General features: G+C 36.3%; 15 protein-coding genes, 1 tRNA gene and 1 pseudogene. All 17 read right to left on the bottom strand.

Translation table 11 applies throughout. The features are described 5' to 3' along the window. Positions 1 to 181 precede the first annotated feature (181 nt). A tRNA-Glu gene (locus NML69_RS08905) sits at positions 182 to 253 on the bottom strand. 67 nt (positions 254 to 320) lie between these two features. Next, positions 321 to 557: pseudogene (locus NML69_RS08900) on the bottom strand (23S rRNA (uracil-5-)-methyltransferase RumA); the annotation flags it as partial. 54 nt (positions 558 to 611) lie between these two features. Further along, positions 612 to 2,570 (bottom strand): ATP-dependent zinc metalloprotease FtsH, encoded by a 1,959-nt coding sequence (gene ftsH / locus NML69_RS08895; protein WP_084856359.1) that lies wholly within the window; start codon positions 2,568 to 2,570, stop codon positions 612 to 614. Positions 2,571 to 2,585: 15 nt separating this feature from the next. Continuing rightward, the gene (hpt, locus tag NML69_RS08890; RefSeq protein ID WP_254726423.1) at positions 2,586 to 3,128 is read right to left on the bottom strand and encodes a hypoxanthine phosphoribosyltransferase; all 543 of its coding nucleotides are present in this window, start codon (positions 3,126 to 3,128) and stop codon (positions 2,586 to 2,588) included. A 4-nt stretch (positions 3,129 to 3,132) separates the two neighbouring features. After that, entirely contained in the window at positions 3,133 to 4,410 is a 1,278-nt protein-coding gene (gene tilS / locus NML69_RS08885) for a tRNA lysidine(34) synthetase TilS (RefSeq protein ID WP_254726422.1), read from the bottom strand. Then, positions 4,407 to 5,675, bottom strand: a complete 1,269-nt coding sequence (locus NML69_RS08880; protein ID WP_254726419.1) for a serine hydrolase — start codon at positions 5,673 to 5,675, stop codon at positions 4,407 to 4,409. Before NML69_RS08880 ends, tilS begins: the two co-directional genes overlap by 4 nt. Further along, positions 5,668 to 5,790 (bottom strand): SP_0009 family protein, encoded by a 123-nt coding sequence (locus NML69_RS08875; RefSeq protein ID WP_000429344.1) that lies wholly within the window; start codon positions 5,788 to 5,790, stop codon positions 5,668 to 5,670. The genes NML69_RS08880 and NML69_RS08875 overlap by 8 nt, the downstream gene beginning before the upstream one ends. 4 nt (positions 5,791 to 5,794) lie before the next feature. Beyond that, positions 5,795 to 6,163, bottom strand: coding sequence for a septum formation initiator family protein (locus NML69_RS08870; protein ID WP_000041922.1), 369 nt, complete (start codon positions 6,161 to 6,163; stop codon positions 5,795 to 5,797). Continuing rightward, complete coding sequence (locus NML69_RS08865) at positions 6,156 to 6,422, bottom strand: RNA-binding S4 domain-containing protein (RefSeq protein WP_001234975.1); 267 nt, start codon at positions 6,420 to 6,422, stop codon at positions 6,156 to 6,158. The genes NML69_RS08870 and NML69_RS08865 overlap by 8 nt, the downstream gene beginning before the upstream one ends. A gap of 57 nt (positions 6,423 to 6,479) precedes the next feature. After that, positions 6,480 to 9,983 carry a transcription-repair coupling factor gene (gene mfd / locus NML69_RS08860; RefSeq protein WP_254726416.1) on the bottom strand — a complete coding sequence of 1,168 codons (3,504 nt, stop codon included), beginning with the start codon at positions 9,981 to 9,983 and terminating at the stop codon, positions 6,480 to 6,482. Continuing rightward, complete coding sequence (pth, locus tag NML69_RS08855) at positions 9,984 to 10,553, bottom strand: aminoacyl-tRNA hydrolase (protein ID WP_254726413.1); 570 nt, start codon at positions 10,551 to 10,553, stop codon at positions 9,984 to 9,986. It abuts the gene before it with no gap. A gap of 72 nt (positions 10,554 to 10,625) precedes the next feature. Then, positions 10,626 to 11,741: a redox-regulated ATPase YchF gene (gene ychF / locus NML69_RS08850; protein WP_198459025.1), complete on the bottom strand. Its 1,116-nt coding sequence runs from the start codon at positions 11,739 to 11,741 to the stop codon at positions 10,626 to 10,628. Between the two features lie 84 nt (positions 11,742 to 11,825). Further along, positions 11,826 to 12,020, bottom strand: a complete 195-nt coding sequence (locus NML69_RS08845) for a DUF951 domain-containing protein (protein ID WP_198459026.1) — start codon at positions 12,018 to 12,020, stop codon at positions 11,826 to 11,828. Positions 12,021 to 12,084: 64 nt separating this feature from the next. After that, positions 12,085 to 13,221 carry a DNA polymerase III subunit beta gene (dnaN, locus tag NML69_RS08840; RefSeq protein ID WP_198459027.1) on the bottom strand — a complete coding sequence of 379 codons (1,137 nt, stop codon included), beginning with the start codon at positions 13,219 to 13,221 and terminating at the stop codon, positions 12,085 to 12,087. A 158-nt stretch (positions 13,222 to 13,379) separates the two neighbouring features. Beyond that, a complete protein-coding gene (gene dnaA, locus NML69_RS08835) occupies positions 13,380 to 14,741 on the bottom strand; it encodes a chromosomal replication initiator protein DnaA (protein ID WP_000660625.1) in 1,362 nt (453 codons plus the stop codon). 216 nt (positions 14,742 to 14,957) lie between these two features. Further along, positions 14,958 to 15,716, bottom strand: coding sequence for a ParB/RepB/Spo0J family partition protein (locus NML69_RS08830; protein WP_254726411.1), 759 nt, complete (start codon positions 15,714 to 15,716; stop codon positions 14,958 to 14,960). Positions 15,717 to 15,773: 57 nt separating this feature from the next. Then, a complete protein-coding gene (locus NML69_RS08825; protein WP_254726409.1) occupies positions 15,774 to 16,970 on the bottom strand; it encodes a S1C family serine protease in 1,197 nt (398 codons plus the stop codon). Positions 16,971 to 16,982: the final 12 nt, after the last annotated feature.

Here is a 16,982-nt window from a genome sequence, read left to right as displayed (position 1 = left end):
ATTGTTCAGTACTATAACCTTAGTTATAGTGCCCTGCACATTGGTTCGTCTTGTTCAGTTTTCAAAGGTCTTTGTCACTCATTCTCTCTCGAGCGACAACTATATTAGTATATCACAGCTACCTGCCTCTGTCAACAGATTTTTTAAACTTTTTTCAAGTTTTTTTAGCCGCAATACACCATAGTCCGTACGGGATTCGAACCCGTGTTACCGCCGTGAAAAGGCGGTGTCTTAACCCCTTGACCAACGGACCTTGAGCTTTTCAACTCTTTCTATTATACCTACTTTTCAAACTTTGTCAAGGACTTTTTTCAGTGAAGTTAATTTTTTCTTTTCTTCACTAACTTAACCACTGCTTCTGTCCGTGCAGTGTGGGGAAACATATCGACCGACTGGATATACTGGAGGTCATAAACTTTTACCAGCTTAACCAAATCTCGTGCCAAGGTTGAAACATTGTAGGATACATAGACCATTTTTTCTGGGACATAGGTCAGGATGGTATCCAGTAGCTTATCATCTAAGCCTGTACGAGGAGGGTCGACTATCAATGCATCTGCTCGGTAGCCATCACATTAGAACATAAAAAGAGAGGCTAAACCTCTCTAAATTTATTTTTCTTCACTCATTTTTGATTTCACTTCATCATAAGATAGTGCATGGGATTCCTCTTCTACGGTTTCAGGCATTTTTCCTGTTTCGTAAAGAGATTTAATCTGTGTACTATCTAATGTTTCGTATTTCAACAATGCTTCTGCAATCAGTTTGTGGGTTTCACGATTTGATTGGATAATTTCAGCTGCTTTGTTTCGTGCCTCATTTAATAATGAACGAACTTCCTCATCAATCTCATAGGCTGTTTGTTCTGAAATTGATTTTTGAGGACTTTGTGCACCAAACATAGCATGATTACCTTCGTATTGGACTGGGCCAAGTTTTTCACTCATACCATATTCAGTGACCATCGCACGCGCCATCTGTGTAGCTTGTTCAAAGTCATTTGAAGCTCCTGTCGTTTGGACATTAAAGATAATTTCTTCAGCTACACGACCACCCATCAAACCTGCTAATTGTTCTTTCATATCTTCTTTAGAAAGAAGCATTTGATCCTCTTTCGGAAGCGCAATCATGTAACCACCTGCACGTCCACGTGGTACAATGGTAACTTTATGAACAACACGGGCATTTGACAAGACTAAACCAACAATGGTATGTCCAGCCTCATGATAAGCAACCAATTCACGTTCTCTTTGTGATACTGTTTTATCTTTCTTAGATGGTCCAGCAATCACTCTGTCCTCTGCCTCATCAATATCTGAAGCATCAATGATTGATTTGTTGCGACGAGCAGCAACTAAGGCTGCTTCGTTTAGAACATTTTCTAAGTCAGCTCCCACAAAACCTGGAGTTTGTTGGGCAACTAGTTTCAAATCAACATCGTCTGCCAGAGGTTTATTTTTAGCGTGAACTTTCAAGATTGCTTCACGACCTTTAACATCAGGGCGACCAACCAAGACTTTTCTATCGAAACGTCCTGGGCGGAGAAGAGCTGGATCTAGAACATCTGAACGGTTCGTCGCAGCGATAACGATGATTCCTTCATTTCCTTCAAAACCATCCATTTCAATCAAGAGTTGGTTCAAGGTTTGTTCACGTTCATCATTTCCTCCACCGAGGCCGACACCACGTTGGCGACCAACAGCATCAATTTCATCGATAAAGATGATAGCTGGTGCTGCTTTTTTGGCATCTTCAAAAAGAGAACGAACACGACTAGCTCCAACTCCGACAAACATTTCTACAAAGTCAGAACCTGAGATACTAAAGAATGGAACACCAGCTTCTCCGGCTACTGCCTTAGCAAGCAAAGTTTTACCTGTTCCCGGAGGTCCCTCCAAAAGAACACCCGCAGGAATGCGCGCACCAAGTTTTGTAAATCGTTTTGGATCTTTTAGGAATTCAACAACTTCTACTAATTCTTGTTTTTCTTCCTCGGCACCAGCAACATCTGAGAACCGTACCTTGATATCTTCTTTGTTTGCAGCTTTAGCCTTGCTACGTCCAAAACTCATTGGATTTCGGCCACTATTTCCTCCCATATTTCCCATCATAGAGAATAGGAAGAAGAAGAGAATAGCAAATGGCACAACAGAGACAAGGATATTGATCCACATACCGCTTGAACTCTCATGTTTGACTGTTACTTCTGCCTGATGTTCAGAAGCAAGTTTTTGCAATTCTGAAACTGTTGAATCAGACGGAAGGATAGTACTTGAGAATCTTTCTACTGTTGTAGCTGTAGGAGGGAAAAATTGAATTCCTGTTTCTTCTTTACTAGTCTTAGGATTTTTATAAATACCAGACACTTCAATAATGCTACCATTTGGCTGATAGGTTAATTCTTTTACATTGTCTGCTGTAATTTCTTTTACCAATTCTGTATAGTTAATTTTTTCGCTTCGTCCAGCAGTATTTCCAGAGTAAAAATACTGGAATCCTGTCACAAGGAAGAAGATAATTAACAAGTAGAGAAATGGATTTCTAACTAAACCGTTATTTTGTTTTTTCATTAAAGATAGATCTTTCTAATTTGAATAAACTTCTTCTTTCAATACTCCGACATAAGGAAGGTTACGATAATTTTCCTTATAATCCAGACCATAACCTACTACAAACTCATTTGGAATAGTAAAACAAGTATAATCCGCTTCAATTTCAACAACACGTCCCTCTGGTTTGTCCAACAAAGTCGCGATTTTAACAGAAGCTGCTTCTCTTGCAATAAACATATCTCGCAAATTCTTCAAGGTTTGACCTGTATCGATGATATCCTCTACAAATAAAACATGTCTTCCTTTGATATCTTGAGTCACGTCTTGCTTGATATTGATGACACCACTACTTGCTGTTCCACCATGGTAACTAGATACCATCATGAAGTCCATCTCAATATGCGTATCAATATGTTTGACCAATTCAGCCATAAAAGGAATCGATCCTTTCAAAATTCCAATAAGAATTGGATTTTTCCCCTCATAGTCTCTGGTTAATTGTTCACCTAGCTTTTTAGCCGCTTCTGTAATTTCATCATGTGAAACGAGGATTTTTTTTATATCGTGTTCTAACATCTTTTTACCTATCTATTTTTTCTATATAAATTACAGTGTTCATTATATCATTTTTCGTGTTTTTACTCAAATCACTGGTCGCAATTCCTAAAATTGAGACAATTTCTCCAAATTGCTCAATAATAAGGGTTGTTTTTCGTTTTTCAATAGGGATTTTCAAATCTATAAATAAACGTCTCAGTTTCTTTCGATGACCATTTAGGATAATAACATCACCAGGTTTTCGACATCTAATATGTACAGATGTTTCCCGTGAAACCGTTACTTTTTGAACAAAATCCCCTTCAATAGGGATGCCAAAGGAAAATAAATAGCCCATATATCGAACTTGATTTTGATAGTGTAACACAAGTTCATCTTCCTTTTCATCAGCCTGTGGACTGATTTTGCAAACTCGAAAATTCTGATACTCCTTTATCAATTCATAACCATTTTTAAGAGAATGACGATACTGGCTTTTAGTTGCTAAAATCTGTTGAAGTTCAGCAAACTGAGCCTTTGTCAGATTTAAGTCTGGAAATTGATTAAGATAGTTCTGGAGCAAGATTCCTTGAGTTTGTTGAGAGTATGAAAATAGCTCATTCAAATCTTCCACATCAATTTGTTTAGAAAGCTCCGTTATTGTTGCTTGGTAATCTGAAATTTCCCTTCCTAAATCTAAAAGGGCGGATTTAAGACGAGGATTTTCTTTTTCAAGTTCTGGTAAATACCTATTCCGAATGCGATTGCGAAAATAGGTACTTTCTTGATTTGTTTGATCTTCGAAGTGAACAATTGGTGGAAAATCCTTTTTATGAAAATGCAACAAGGGACGGATGATTTCAATTCCATCAACTACTTGACTTTCTTTTATTCCTGTTAAATGACGTAGCCGACTTCCTCGAATCAAGCGCATCAAAATCGTTTCAACCTGATCATCTGCATGGTGGGCAGTAACCAAGGCAGTTGCTCCAACCTCTTTCATGATTTTCCTAAAAAAATCATAACGAAACTCTCGAGCACGCGCTTCTGAAAATTCTCCTGAAAAGCTTGTGATATAAATAGGAAGTTCAGCTGCATCAGCTAACTTCCTTAGTTCATTTTCCTCCCAATCAGACTCCCTTCTCTGCTTATGATTTACATATGCTAAAATCAACTCAATTCCCAACTCTTTTTGATAAGTAGACAATAGCTGGAATAAAAACATTGAATCCAGTCCACCAGATAAAGCTAACACGACTTTAGAATGTTTTTTGAAATACTCTTTTTGGAGAAAATGATTTAAAAAATCCCGTTCCCTCATTTTAGAACCTCATAGACATCCTTAGCTATCTTAGCAATAGTGTCATAATCAGAATTTTTGGTGAAAATGGAAAGAACGAAAGGAGAATCCGTATAGACAATGGCAGTGTCATGTTTAAACTCGTCGGCATCTCCAATTTTATGAGCTACCTTAACCGAAACACCTTTTGCTATTCGTTGGTTGTCAAAATCAGTCTTACCTAGAGACTCTAGGACAAAACCATTCTGATTATAAATAGCTTCCATGACCTTTCCAGCCATTTTTGAAGAAGTCAGTTTATCATTCACATCCCAATCTTCACCCATAATAGTGGACATTTTTTCTTTGAAAGCCCCATCAGATTGATTGGTCACATAATAACCTAAAATATTATGAGCAACATTATCTGACTCTTTTGTTACCTTGGTAATTAACTGTTGAAGACTGTATTCTTTGTTATCTTCTTTTTTAGGCAAGCTACCACTACCCTCTGGTTTATAGGACCCAGGAAAACTATTTACTTCCGGAACATACTTGAAGCTACTGTCTAACGTATACTCTCCTTGATTTATCTTATCTTGAGCATAATAAAGATAGGCTAGTTTCAAGATGCTGGCTGCATAAAGTTTGCTGTCTTCATTCACCCCAGCCTCTTTACCTGTACTCAGTTGTTTAACATAAATAGAATAATTTTCATTCTGATAGTTGTTTGATAAAACTTCTTGAACCTTCTGGATGCGATTGTCTTCTTCTGAGGTGAACTCTTTTGATACCCACCCAACTTGATCGATATGAAGAAATTCTTGTCCCTCAGCAAAGAGAGCTCTATCCACCGTTACGCGTTGATAGGGAGAGAGGGATGAAGAAATTTCTTTAGTGTCATACGGGCTGTTATAGATAACAAACCCTGGCTCCAACCATACTTGTCTATTTTGAGTTTGAACTTGACTTTGATCATAGACCAACCGCTTATCTGCAAGGATAAACTGGTGATTATCTAATTTAAAAACAGGAACACCTTGTCTATTCAAACGCCATTCTACGATTTTAAAGGCGTTTCCAGGAGTCAATTTACCAGACTCCCTGACAAGATCCTCATTAGCGTAGACAGCTGTTTCTCCGTATACCATTGGAGATTCCAGAGTTTCTTTATAGTAGAATCCATAATCAGACTCGGTTAGATAATAAATTTCTTGTGAAGAGTAAGGAAGCTGTTTTTCTGTGCTAACTACTCTTGAGGTTATGATAAAAGCAGGTAGCAATAAAACTACTAAGAACTTACGCATTCTTCTCTTCCCTTTCTTCTTGTAATCGTAATAAATGGTTTTTAGTTGCCAATTCCTCTAATTTTTCATCTGATAAACTTAGAAATTGCTCAACAACTTCCAATAAATTTTCCATGACATTACCTCGGAAGCAAATCAGGAATTGTGTAAATTGCTTCTCGTTTCTTTGAGTAATAGTACTTGGCGCGTGCATATTTTGCTACATAGTCTTCATCTTTCAACTTTGCAGCAAAAGCAGATTCCTTATCCTTTTCGTCACTAAGAGTTTGGTACTGCTCTTTCAATTCTGTCAATTGCTGACGGCGTTGCAGTAACTGATCATAGCTTTGAGCCAAGTTATAAGTTGGTAAAATAAACAACAAGATCATCAAAATAAGGACCCAACCCATAAAACGATTTCGTTTTTGTCTCTCCTTCATCAGGTAACGACGACGTTGATGTTCATTTTGAATAAAAGAATTATTCATCTGTACAATATTTTTAGACATTTTCTTCTACCCGTGTTTCACTGAGAATTTCATACATACCTGCTGCGTCTTCTTTTTTTGTACTATCTTTCATTTCTAGTACTTTAACAAGCAACAACTTATTTCCAAAGCGAATTTCAACTTGGTCATCAACTTTCAAATCCGTTGAACTTTTGGCCAAGATTCCGTTCACCTTGATTCTACCTTTATCTGCTACTTCTTTTGCGACTGTGCGGCGCTTAATAATTCGTGATACTTTTAAATACTTGTCTAATCTCATTTTTATTACCTCAAATTATTATTGTACCATTTTTATCCTTTTTATAGAAGAAAAATGTTAAATGGGATTTGCTTCCTTTGATTCTTTTATCTCTAATAAACTTTCTCCAAAAATCAGCAAACCTTCTAAAATTTCATAATCCTTCTTGTTTCGGACATCGAATACAACTTCCATTAATACCTTATTCTCAGCTATGGCTGCTTTTAAGTTCGTTGCGGATAAAGCTTTAAAATAATCTTGAGCCAAGAATAGTCGTTGAGTGACTTTTTCAAATTGAACTGTAATCTTATTTTCTTTTCTTTCCACACGTTCTACAAATACCTTGTCAAAATATGACTTGACCAAACCAATCTCTAAAAGATATGCTACTACATCTGGGTATTCTCCAAAACGATCCATCAATTCTTCTTGTAGTTCTTCATAGTTTACACGATTGTCAATTTGACGAATTTTCTTGTAAATTTCAATCTTATGTCGTTGGTCAGAAATATAAGTGTCAGGAAGATAAGCATCAATTTGTAAAATCAACTCAGCATTTCCTTTGGTTCTTTTATTACTATTACCCTTCCGTTTAGCAATAGCTTCTTCTAATAACTGTGAATACAATTCAAAACCAACAGAATCAATGAAACCTGATTGGGATTTTCCTAGGAGATTTCCTGCTCCACGAATCGAAAGATCTCGCATCGCAATCTTAAATCCAGAGCCCAATTCTGTAAATCCTTTGATCGCTTCTAATCTCTTCTCAGAAACTTCACTGATTGATTTTTCTGGACGATACATGAGATAGGCATAAGCAATGCGATTGCTACGACCAACTCTTCCTCTTAATTGATACAAGGTTGACAAGCCCATATGGTCCGCATTTTCGATAAATAAGGTATTGGCGTTTGGAATATCTACCCCTGTCTCAATAATAGTAGTTGTCACCAAAATATCATATTGTCCTTCAATAAAGTCCAGTAGAGTATTTTCTAACTGAATTTCACTCATTTGTCCATGAACATACCCAATCGAAGCCTCTGGAATCAAATCCTGTAATTCTGAAACCTTCTGATCAATCGTGTCAACTTTATTGTAAAGATAGTAAACTTGACCTCCACGCTCCATTTCACGCAAAACAGCATCACGAATCACACTATCATTCTTCTCCAATACATAGGTTTGCACTGGATAGCGATTAGTTGGAGGAGTTTCAATAACAGACAAATCTCTGATTCCCAGCATAGACATGTGGAGAGTACGAGGGATTGGTGTTGCTGTTAAGGTTAGAACATCTACTTGTTTTTTCAGTTCTTTCAAAGTTTCCTTATGCTTAACACCAAATCGTTGTTCCTCATCAATAATCATCAATCCCAAATCTGAAAACACAACATCTTTTGACAAAACACGATGCGTTCCAATCAAAATATCGACTTGACCATTTTTTAATTTTTCAAGTGTCTCTGCCTGCTCTTTTTTACTTCTAAAGCGACTCAACACATCAATATTAACTGCAAAATTTTGGAATCTTTCCTTAAAATTCGTATAGTGTTGTTGTGCTAAAACCGTCGTCGGAACCAGAACGACCACCTGTTTGTGATCATTGACCGCCTTAAAGGCTGCACGCATTGCAACCTCAGTCTTCCCAAAACCAACATCTCCAACTAGAAGTCGATCCATGGGATGGGAATCCTGCATATCTCTCTTAATTTCCTCAATACTACGAAGTTGATCATCCGTTTCAACATAAGGGAATGCATCATCAAAAGCATGTTGATCATCATCATCATTTGAGAAAGCAAAACCCTTCAACTGACTACGCTCAGAATACAATTTGATTAAATCGTCAGCTATATCCTCTACCTGGTTCTTAACTTTTTGCTTGGCCTTTTTGAAATGACCATCATTTAATTTATTGAGTTTAGGAGGTTTCCCATCACTTGAAACATATTTAGACAGTAAATGAATCTGTTCTACTGGGATGGAGATTTGATCACCATTTTGGTATTGGACGCTGACATAATCACGGTGAATGCCTTGGATTTCAATTGTTTCGATTCCTAGATATTGGCCAATTCCATGGATATGGTGAACAACGTAGTCCCCTTTTTCAAGTTCATTATAATCTTTTAATCGCTCTGCATTTGACGTATGTTGTCTTCGAAAACGACGTTTTAATTTCTTTTGAAAAATCTCATGTTCAGTAATCAAGAGAATTTTTTCATCTACAAAATGAAAACCATGTCTTAGATTACCCTCAATCAAGTTTACAGATTCTTTACAGATACTTGACTTATCTCTGAAATCCAATTTGATCTGATATTCCTCTAAAACATCCTCCAATGTTTTACTTCCCATTGAATTGCTAGACTGCAAAACAATGGTGTAGTCCATTTTTTTGTATCGCTCAATTTCTTCTTTAAGAAATGAAAACTGATTGAAAAACTCCTGCATAGGATATTGATTAAATTGATAAATATGATCAAACTTGAGATTTCCTAAACCCTTTTGAAGATTGGAGAAAAAGGTAACTGGACTTTGTTTTTTATAGGTTTGCTCTGTATCTGCAAAATACTGCATCTCAGAAAATGATTTACTATTCTGTAAATCTTCTGTAAAGTATTGTGCTAATTCTCTTTCAAATGCTTCATACTGATTCATCAATTTTTGATAATCATCAAAGAATACTGGTGTATTTTTTTCAGTATAATCAAATATAGTCCATGTTTTTTCATAACATAAAGACAAAAACTTTCGACTATCTGAATGTACTTGTTTTTGATGAAAACTTGACAAAATTTCTTCTAGATAGGATTTCAAAATCGGTGATAGAGTCTTCGAAATTTGCTTTTCTAAAGCTGACTGTCCTCGTTGATAATCTTTTTCTCTCAAAAGTATGTCGCTAGCTGGAAAGATAGTGAGGTTTGTCTGATTTTCTTTCGATAATTGTGTTTCGACTTCAAAAGTACGAATACCATCTACTTCATCACCAAAAAACTCAATTCGGAAAGGTTCTAACTGAGACATCTCAAAAATATCTAAAATATCTCCTCGAATACTAAACTCACCTTGTGTCTGTACTTGAGTAACTTTTCGATATCCAATTTCCTTTAATTTGTGAAGTAGCTCGTGTTGGTCATATTCTTCACCAACCGCAATCCTTATAATACTTTCTTTAAATCTAGTCGGAGAGGGTAAGATCAACCGACTCGCTGCGATATTACAAACTAAAATCCCTTTCTTAGACGGATCACTCAAAAAACGCAAGGCATCAACCCGCGAAATGATTTTTTCTTGCGAAGACATCAAAAACTCTACCATAGGAGAGTCATCTACCAAAAAAGGATAGACAACTTCCTCTCCTAAGAGAGAAAGAAGATCACTGATAATTCGTTCTGCTTCTCCATAAGTTGAAGTCAGTAACACAATCTTATTTTCTTTTTCTAGACTGCTTGCAATTGCAAGAGCCTTGGTAGACGTTGATAAACCAAGTATTAGTTGTCTTTTCTTATTTATAAGATTTTGATGCCATTTTTTTATCTGGTCATTTTCTGAGAATAAATCTAATAAAGTCACCATTTATCCATTATACCTCTGCATTGTTTTCTCAAAGTTTTTCTCTTGTAAATAGTAGTTTACAGCATCGTCAACCTTGTCAATAGACTGTAAAATACCCACATAGTCATCCTGATCAAACTTACTTAAAACATGATGAAAAACCGACATGCCTTTTTTAGGTCTTCCAATACCTATTTTAACACGGTTAAATACTTGGGTTCCAATATGTTGAATAATAGACTTGATGCCATTATGACCACCTGCTGAACCCTTTGCTCTTAAACGAATTTTCCCAACTTCCATGTCAAGATCATCGTAAATGACGAGTAAATCTTCAATATCCAAACCATAGTAAGTCAATAAAGCATGAACCGCTTTTCCACTTTCATTCATAAATGTTGTTGGTTTGACGAGATAAATTTTTTCTCCATTTAAGAAAAAAGATGCTAGGTAAGCTTGAAATATCTTGTCATGTATAAAGGTGACATTTTGTTTTTTAGCTAGTTGGTCAATCAACATAAAGCCAACATTGTGCTTAGTTTCAAAATATTTATCCCCTGGATTTCCTAATCCAACAAGTAATTTAGTCATTTATTTTCCTTTCAAAAGCCAAAAGGGTTGGAATTTTTTTCCAACCTAATTGACACTATTTATTAAATGTTATTAAACGTTAAAGCGGAATTCCATGATATCGCCATCTTGAACGATATATTCTTTTCCTTCTTCACGCAAACGCCCAGCTTCTTTTACAGCCTTTTCAGATCCATATTTCACTAGATCCTCATATGACATGGTGACTGCACGAATAAACCCTTTTTCAAAGTCTGAGTGGATAATACCAGCTGCTTGAGGAGCTTTCATCCCTCGCTTAAAGGTCCAAGCACGGACTTCTTTTTCACCAGCTGTGAAGTAAGTTCCAAGCCCAAGCAAGTGATAGGCTGCACGAGTCAACTTGTCAACACCTGATTCTGTCAAGCCAAGTGCTTCAAGAAACTCTTGCTTATCTTCATCATCTAACTCAGAAATTTCTTCCTCAGCACGCGCAGAAATAACTACTACTTCAGCATTTTCTGTCGCTGCAAATTCACGAATTTGCTTCACATATTCGATAGAATCTGGATCTCCAACAACATCCTCATCCACATTAGCAACATAAAGAACTGGTTTAGTGGTCAAAAGGAAGAGATTTTTGACTACTTTTTGCTCTTCATCTGTAAATTCAATTGTACGAGCTGATTTTCCATCTTCAAGGACTGGTTTAATCTTTTGAAGAACGTTAAACTCTGCTACTGATTCCTTATCTTTTTGCGTACGTGCCATCTTTTCTACACGCGCATAGCGTTTATTAACTGATTCTAAGTCAGCAAGAATCAACTCCAGGTTAATGGTATCAATATCTGCAAGTGGATCCACAAAGGCGTCTTCACGTCCTTGCTCACGCATCACATTTTCATCATCAAAAGCACGAACTACGTGAACAATTGCGTCTACTTCACGGATATTGGCCAAGAATTTATTACCTAGACCTTCTCCTTTTGATGCTCCTTTTACAATCCCTGCAATATCTGTAAATTCAAAGGTTGTTGGGACTGTCTTTTTAGGTGTAATCATTTCTGTTAGTTTTTGTAGGCGTTCATCTGGAACTTCCACCATCCCAACGTTTGGATCAATAGTCGCAAATGGGTAGTTTGCCGCCTCTGCTCCTGCTTTTGTAATTGCATTAAAAAGGGTTGATTTACCAACGTTTGGCAAACCAACGATACCTGCTGTTAAAGCCATAGTTTCTCATTCTCCGTTCTCATTTCAATCCCTAACATTATAACACAAAAAGGGAAAACTTGCTAACCCTCTAACTAAGGGTTCTTAGTCAAGAATCTTATTCATTTTTCGTTCAAAATCATGGCGACTCATCATGACAAGGTGGTCACAATTGCTACATTTGATTTTAATATCTGCCCCTACACGTGTAATTTCCCAACGATTGGCTTTTTTACCAGTTGATTTAATTGTGCAAGCATGAGGCTTTTTCATCTCAACAAAATTTCCAACTTGATACATACTACTCTCCTTTTCTGTTTTGATTATATCATAAAAGAGGCGAGCTAGGCTCAACCTCTTTCACTTAATTTGTTCGAACTGGTGTAATAAGCTGCATGAAGTCCTCGTCAGTATCTGCTGGCACAAGAGTAAATGGACGAACAGCTGAGATAAAGCTAATAGTCACCTTTTCACTATTTAAAGCCTTGAGAGAATCAATCAAGTAAGTTGGGTTGAAACTAATAGTCAAATCATCACCAGTCACCTGCTCCGTATCGATTTCTTCGTTTACTTTACCAACTTCTGGAGAATGAACATGGGCGCTAACAACCCCGCCTTTAATTTCAAGCTTCACAGTACCATTTTGAGTCGCACTTGATAAGAGACGTGCACGCTCCATAGATTGACGTAAATTAACAACATCAAAAGTAATTGTAGTGTTAAAGTCTGTTGGAATCAAACGATCTGTATCAGGATAGTTTCCTTCTAGGAGACGAGTGTAGAAGCTAATATTTTCACTTCTAAAGAGGATTTGATTATTTGCAAAGAAAATCTCTACAGTTTCAATATCATCTGTAAATACCGCTGAAAATTCGCGTAGAGAGCGGCTAGGAATCACCACATCGAAATCATCTCCATTTTTTTCAAGAGTCAATTTCTTCTGGCTAAGGCGGTGTGAGTCTGTCGCAACTGTTTTTAGTTCCTTGTGTTTGTTCAATACAAAATGAACACCTGTTAAGATTGGACGACTTTCTTGCGTACTTGCAGCAAATGCTGTTTCATTGATAATTTTCTTGAGAAGTTTGGTTTCAAGAACCAAAGGTGTGCTTGCAGAAATTTCTTGGATTCGTGGGTACTGTTCGCTATCTTTTCCTTTTAGAGTAATTTCTGATTTGCCACTGGTTAAGACAATTTGTTTTTGTTCAATCTCTTTGAAATCTAGCGTTACATCTGGAAGACTAGATACCACATTGATAAAGAAAGAAGCTTCAAGAAGAATTGAACCCAAAGAAGTAATCAAGAGACCAGCATCTTCATTCTTTTGAGAAATGAAATTCTCAATAGAAATTTGACCGTTTGATCCAATTAAAGTAATTCCTTCATTGGTAACGTCAATTTTGATTGTTGATAAAATTGGAATAGCATTTTTAGAGCTTATTGCTCGTTTTGTGGTATTTAAGGCTTGTAGAAATAAATTTTTATTGATTGAAAAATGAATCATGGATTCTCCTTTATTTATTTTTAGTATTAGAAAGTTAATAGTAATAATAGAGTGTGTGAATTCTGTGGAAAACTGGGTACTATTTAGTAAACTTAAGCTTCTAAGCTTGTTTAAAAAATGTGGATAAAAAAGATAAGAAATAAAAAATTATCCACAAGCTACTTAATTTTCTTTTTGATTGCTTCTATTTCTAAACGTAAATTATCGTCTTCGTCAATCAATGATTTGATTTTAGCATGGGCATGAATAACGGTGGTGTGATCCTTTCCGCCAAATTCTTTTCCGATTTTTGGAAGACTGTTATCTGTCAGTTCTCTAGCTAGATACATAGCAACTTGACGCGCTAAAACGATGTTTTGAACTCGTCTCGTCCCCTTCATTTCTTTGACACTCACTCCATAAAAATTACCAACTTCAGTTTGGATTTTCTCAATTGGAATAACAAGTATCTGTCGGGCGTCTTGCTTACGTGCTCTAATAGCTTCTGCAGCAATATCAATGGTAATATCCTTAATTTTCTTTACTCTGGCAATTAAAGTGATATCGTTGATCGCTCCTTCCAATTCTCGAACATTTGAATCAAATTGGCCAGCCAAGTATTCCAAAGTATCACTTTGGAAATGGTAATCCAAGTGCTCTGTTTTACTTTGAAGAATGGCGATACGTGTCTCAAAGTCAGGAGGAGTGATATTTTGCGTCAATCCCCAGCTAAAGCGTGTGACAAGTCTCTCTTCAAGTCCTTCTAGGTGTTTAGGACTTCGATCACTGGTTAGGACAATCTGTTTCTGCTTATCATGAAGAGCATTGAAGGTATTAAAAAATTCTTCCTGGGTCGCGACTTTTTTGCCACTGAGAGATTGGATATCATCGATCAACAAGAGATCAAGACTACGGTAAGTCTTTTTGAACTTTTCCATTTCTCCAAGTCGCAAGTGTTCAAGAAAGTCATTGATAAAGCTTTCGGCAGGAATGTACTTGACACGCGCATCAGGAATATTTTTCAAAATCTCATTTCCAATCGCATTGAGCAAGTGAGTCTTTCCAAGACCAGGTCCTCCATAGATGAAAAGAGGATTATAGGTCAGAGCTAAATCTTCAGATACAGCTAGTGCAGCAGATACCGCCCAAACATTCCCATCACCTTGAATAAAGTTATCAAAGGTATATTTTTCTTTTAACCCTGTTTCGGAATAGGGAATCGTTGGTAGTGCAGGCGTGTAATCGTAAGTAGAGACACTATTCGTATCATTTACTTGAGGAGATTCTGTACTCTGAGGTTTAGTGAAAATATAGTGAGGTTTGATTTCAGAATCATAAATTTCAAAACCAGCAGCAATGATAATATCTTTTAATTGCTTTTCCCACACCATTTCCATCTCTGATCTCGGTAGAAATATAGTAGCTGTGTTTTCTTCTACTTTGATGAGTTCAGCAGGTGTAGCATAGAAATCATACATAGATCGAGTTAATCTTTCTTGAGCAAATTCTAAAATACGATTCCAAAATTGCTTTTCTTTCAACTATTTTTCCTCCTTTACTATGATTTTAGTAGTTTAGTGCTAGACTTATTTTACCATAGATAGTAGGATTTTTCCACAGATTGGGGAAAAGAATCCACAATGTTAGCAGTATTTATCCACAGGTTGGGGATAAATAGGAAAATCCTTGATTTAATAGGGTTTTTGATAAAAAAATTGGTGGATAAATTTGTGGGTTGAGAAAATAAAAGAACAGCCTTATTTCAGGCTGTTAATAATTCTATCGTATTCTTCTTGACTTGAAAAGGAGATAATAATCTTTCCAGTATCTTTTTTTGAAAGTTTAATTTCTACACTTAAACCGAGTAGTTTTTTTATTTTATCTTCTTCGTCTTTGATGAAAGAATCACTTTTTTTTTGCTTCTTTCGTTTTTTCTCTGTAAGAAGTGCTTCTAGCTTTCTCACAGAAATATCTTCATTTTTGATTAGTTGAAAGAAATAGTCTTGCTGCTCTTTGTCCAAACCAACTAGTGAACGTGCATGCGCTTGAGAAATTTTTCCATTTTCTACTTCAGCTAAGATATATTCTGGTAGGGAAAGTAAACGAATAAAATTAGTGATATAAGGACGAGATTTCCCCATTTTATCCGCTATCTCAGTGTGAGTAAATCCTTTTTCTACTAAAGATTCGTAGGCGCGTGCTTCTTCAATAGGATTTAAATTTTCTCTCTGCAAATTCTCAATGATAGACTGAATCATCATTTCCTGATCTGAGAGGTGCTTTACAACGGCTGGAATAGAGGTTAGACCAGCCAAGAGAGAAGCTCGATATCGTCTCTCTCCTGCAAGGATTTCATAACCAATTACAGGAGATTGACGAACGATAATTGGTTGAATGAGCCCATTTTCTTTGATTGACTGAGCTAATTCCTTTAGTTTATCTGTATCAAATTCTTTCCGAGGTTGGTAAGGATTCTTTTGTATTTCAGAGATAGAAATCATTTCAAATTTTTCCATGATTCTACACTAACATATCTTTTACTTTCTGTAAAGTTTTCTTTACACTGATGTCAATTAAGACTCTAAATCAGCAGAATTCTTATCTAGTTTTATAGAGGTTGTTTCCTCCTTACCGTTACGGTAGTAGGTTACTTTGATAGTATCTCCAATAGCATGATTGTAAAGAGCGTGTTGTAGGTCTGTTGATGAAGCAATCTCTTTGTCGTCAACTTTGGTAATGACATCGTATTTTTGAAGATGTCCATTTGCTGGCATATTATTTTGAACAGATCGAACAACTACACCTGAAGTGAGGCCACTTGGAATGTTAAGTTTTCTAAGATCACTAGCTCCAACATTTGACAGATTGACCATTTGAATTCCAAGAGCAGGACGAGTCACTTTACCATCACTTTCAAGCTGTTTAATGATATTTTGTGCATCGTTTGAAGGAATTGCAAAACCAAGACCTTCTACAGATGTTCCACCATTACTTGCAATTTTACTTGATGTAATACCAATTACTTGTCCTTGAATGTTTACAAGTGGACCACCAGAGTTACCAGGGTTAATGGCTGTATCTGTTTGAATGGCTTTTGTTGAAATAGCTTGACCATCTTCAGATTTTAGAGAAACATTTCGATTAAGACTTGAAATAATCCCCTGTGTAACTGTATTAGCATATTCTGAACCTAGAGGACTACCGATAGCAATCGCTGTTTCTCCAACACTAAGTTGACTTGAATCCCCAAATTCTGCTACTGTTGTAACTTTTTCTGAAGAAATTTTAACGACAGCAATATCAGAGAAGGTATCAGATCCGACAATTTCACCAGGAACCTTGGTACCATCTGCCAAGCGAATATCAACTTTTGAAGCTCCATTGATAACGTGAGTATTAGTTACAAGATAGGCATCCTTATCATCCTTTTTATAGATAACACCTGATCCCTCACTTGCGATTTGTTGATTGTCTGAATCAGAATTAGTGTCATCAGCGTTAAATACACTACTTTGTCTACTGCTAGAAGAAGAATAAGTAATGATTGAGACAACAGCATCCTTAACTTTATTTACTGCTTGAGTGGTTGAGTTTTCATTTTTATAGGATGTTTGAGTGACAGTGCCAGAATTATTATTCGTAGCTTGATTTCCTTGTTTTTGATAAAGTTGTAATGTTACGAAACTTCCTAAGGCACCACTTAAAAATCCTATTAGAATGATTACAAGAACTTTAACTCCTTTTTTGTAAAATTTTTGTAAGTGTTTCATAAACGCCTCCGT

The organism is Streptococcus sp. CF8-6, from assembly GCF_024295845.1.
GTDB lineage: Bacteria > Bacillota > Bacilli > Lactobacillales > Streptococcaceae > Streptococcus > Streptococcus oralis_BO.
This window is presented reverse-complemented; position numbering and strand designations above follow the sequence as displayed.

Excerpts from the sequence above, each read along its gene's own strand:
- ftsH (WP_084856359.1), bottom strand. The coding sequence starts at position 2,570 with ATGAAAAAACAAAATAACGGTTTAGTTAGAAATCCATTTCTCTACTTG.
- hpt (WP_254726423.1), bottom strand. The coding sequence starts at position 3,128 with ATGTTAGAACACGATATAAAAAAAATCCTCGTTTCACATGATGAAATT.
- tilS (WP_254726422.1), bottom strand. The coding sequence starts at position 4,410 with ATGAGGGAACGGGATTTTTTAAATCATTTTCTCCAAAAAGAGTATTTC.
- NML69_RS08880 (WP_254726419.1), bottom strand. The coding sequence starts at position 5,675 with ATGCGTAAGTTCTTAGTAGTTTTATTGCTACCTGCTTTTATCATAACC.
- NML69_RS08875 (WP_000429344.1), bottom strand. The coding sequence starts at position 5,790 with ATGGAAAATTTATTGGAAGTTGTTGAGCAATTTCTAAGTTTATCAGAT.
- NML69_RS08870 (WP_000041922.1), bottom strand. The coding sequence starts at position 6,163 with ATGTCTAAAAATATTGTACAGATGAATAATTCTTTTATTCAAAATGAA.
- NML69_RS08865 (WP_001234975.1), bottom strand. The coding sequence starts at position 6,422 with ATGAGATTAGACAAGTATTTAAAAGTATCACGAATTATTAAGCGCCGC.
- mfd (WP_254726416.1), bottom strand. The coding sequence starts at position 9,983 with ATGGTGACTTTATTAGATTTATTCTCAGAAAATGACCAGATAAAAAAA.
- pth (WP_254726413.1), bottom strand. The coding sequence starts at position 10,553 with ATGACTAAATTACTTGTTGGATTAGGAAATCCAGGGGATAAATATTTT.
- ychF (WP_198459025.1), bottom strand. The coding sequence starts at position 11,741 with ATGGCTTTAACAGCAGGTATCGTTGGTTTGCCAAACGTTGGTAAATCA.
- NML69_RS08845 (WP_198459026.1), bottom strand. The coding sequence starts at position 12,020 with ATGTATCAAGTTGGAAATTTTGTTGAGATGAAAAAGCCTCATGCTTGC.
- dnaN (WP_198459027.1), bottom strand. The coding sequence starts at position 13,221 with ATGATTCATTTTTCAATCAATAAAAATTTATTTCTACAAGCCTTAAAT.
- NML69_RS08830 (WP_254726411.1), bottom strand. The coding sequence starts at position 15,716 with ATGGAAAAATTTGAAATGATTTCTATCTCTGAAATACAAAAGAATCCT.
- NML69_RS08825 (WP_254726409.1), bottom strand. The coding sequence starts at position 16,970 with ATGAAACACTTACAAAAATTTTACAAAAAAGGAGTTAAAGTTCTTGTA.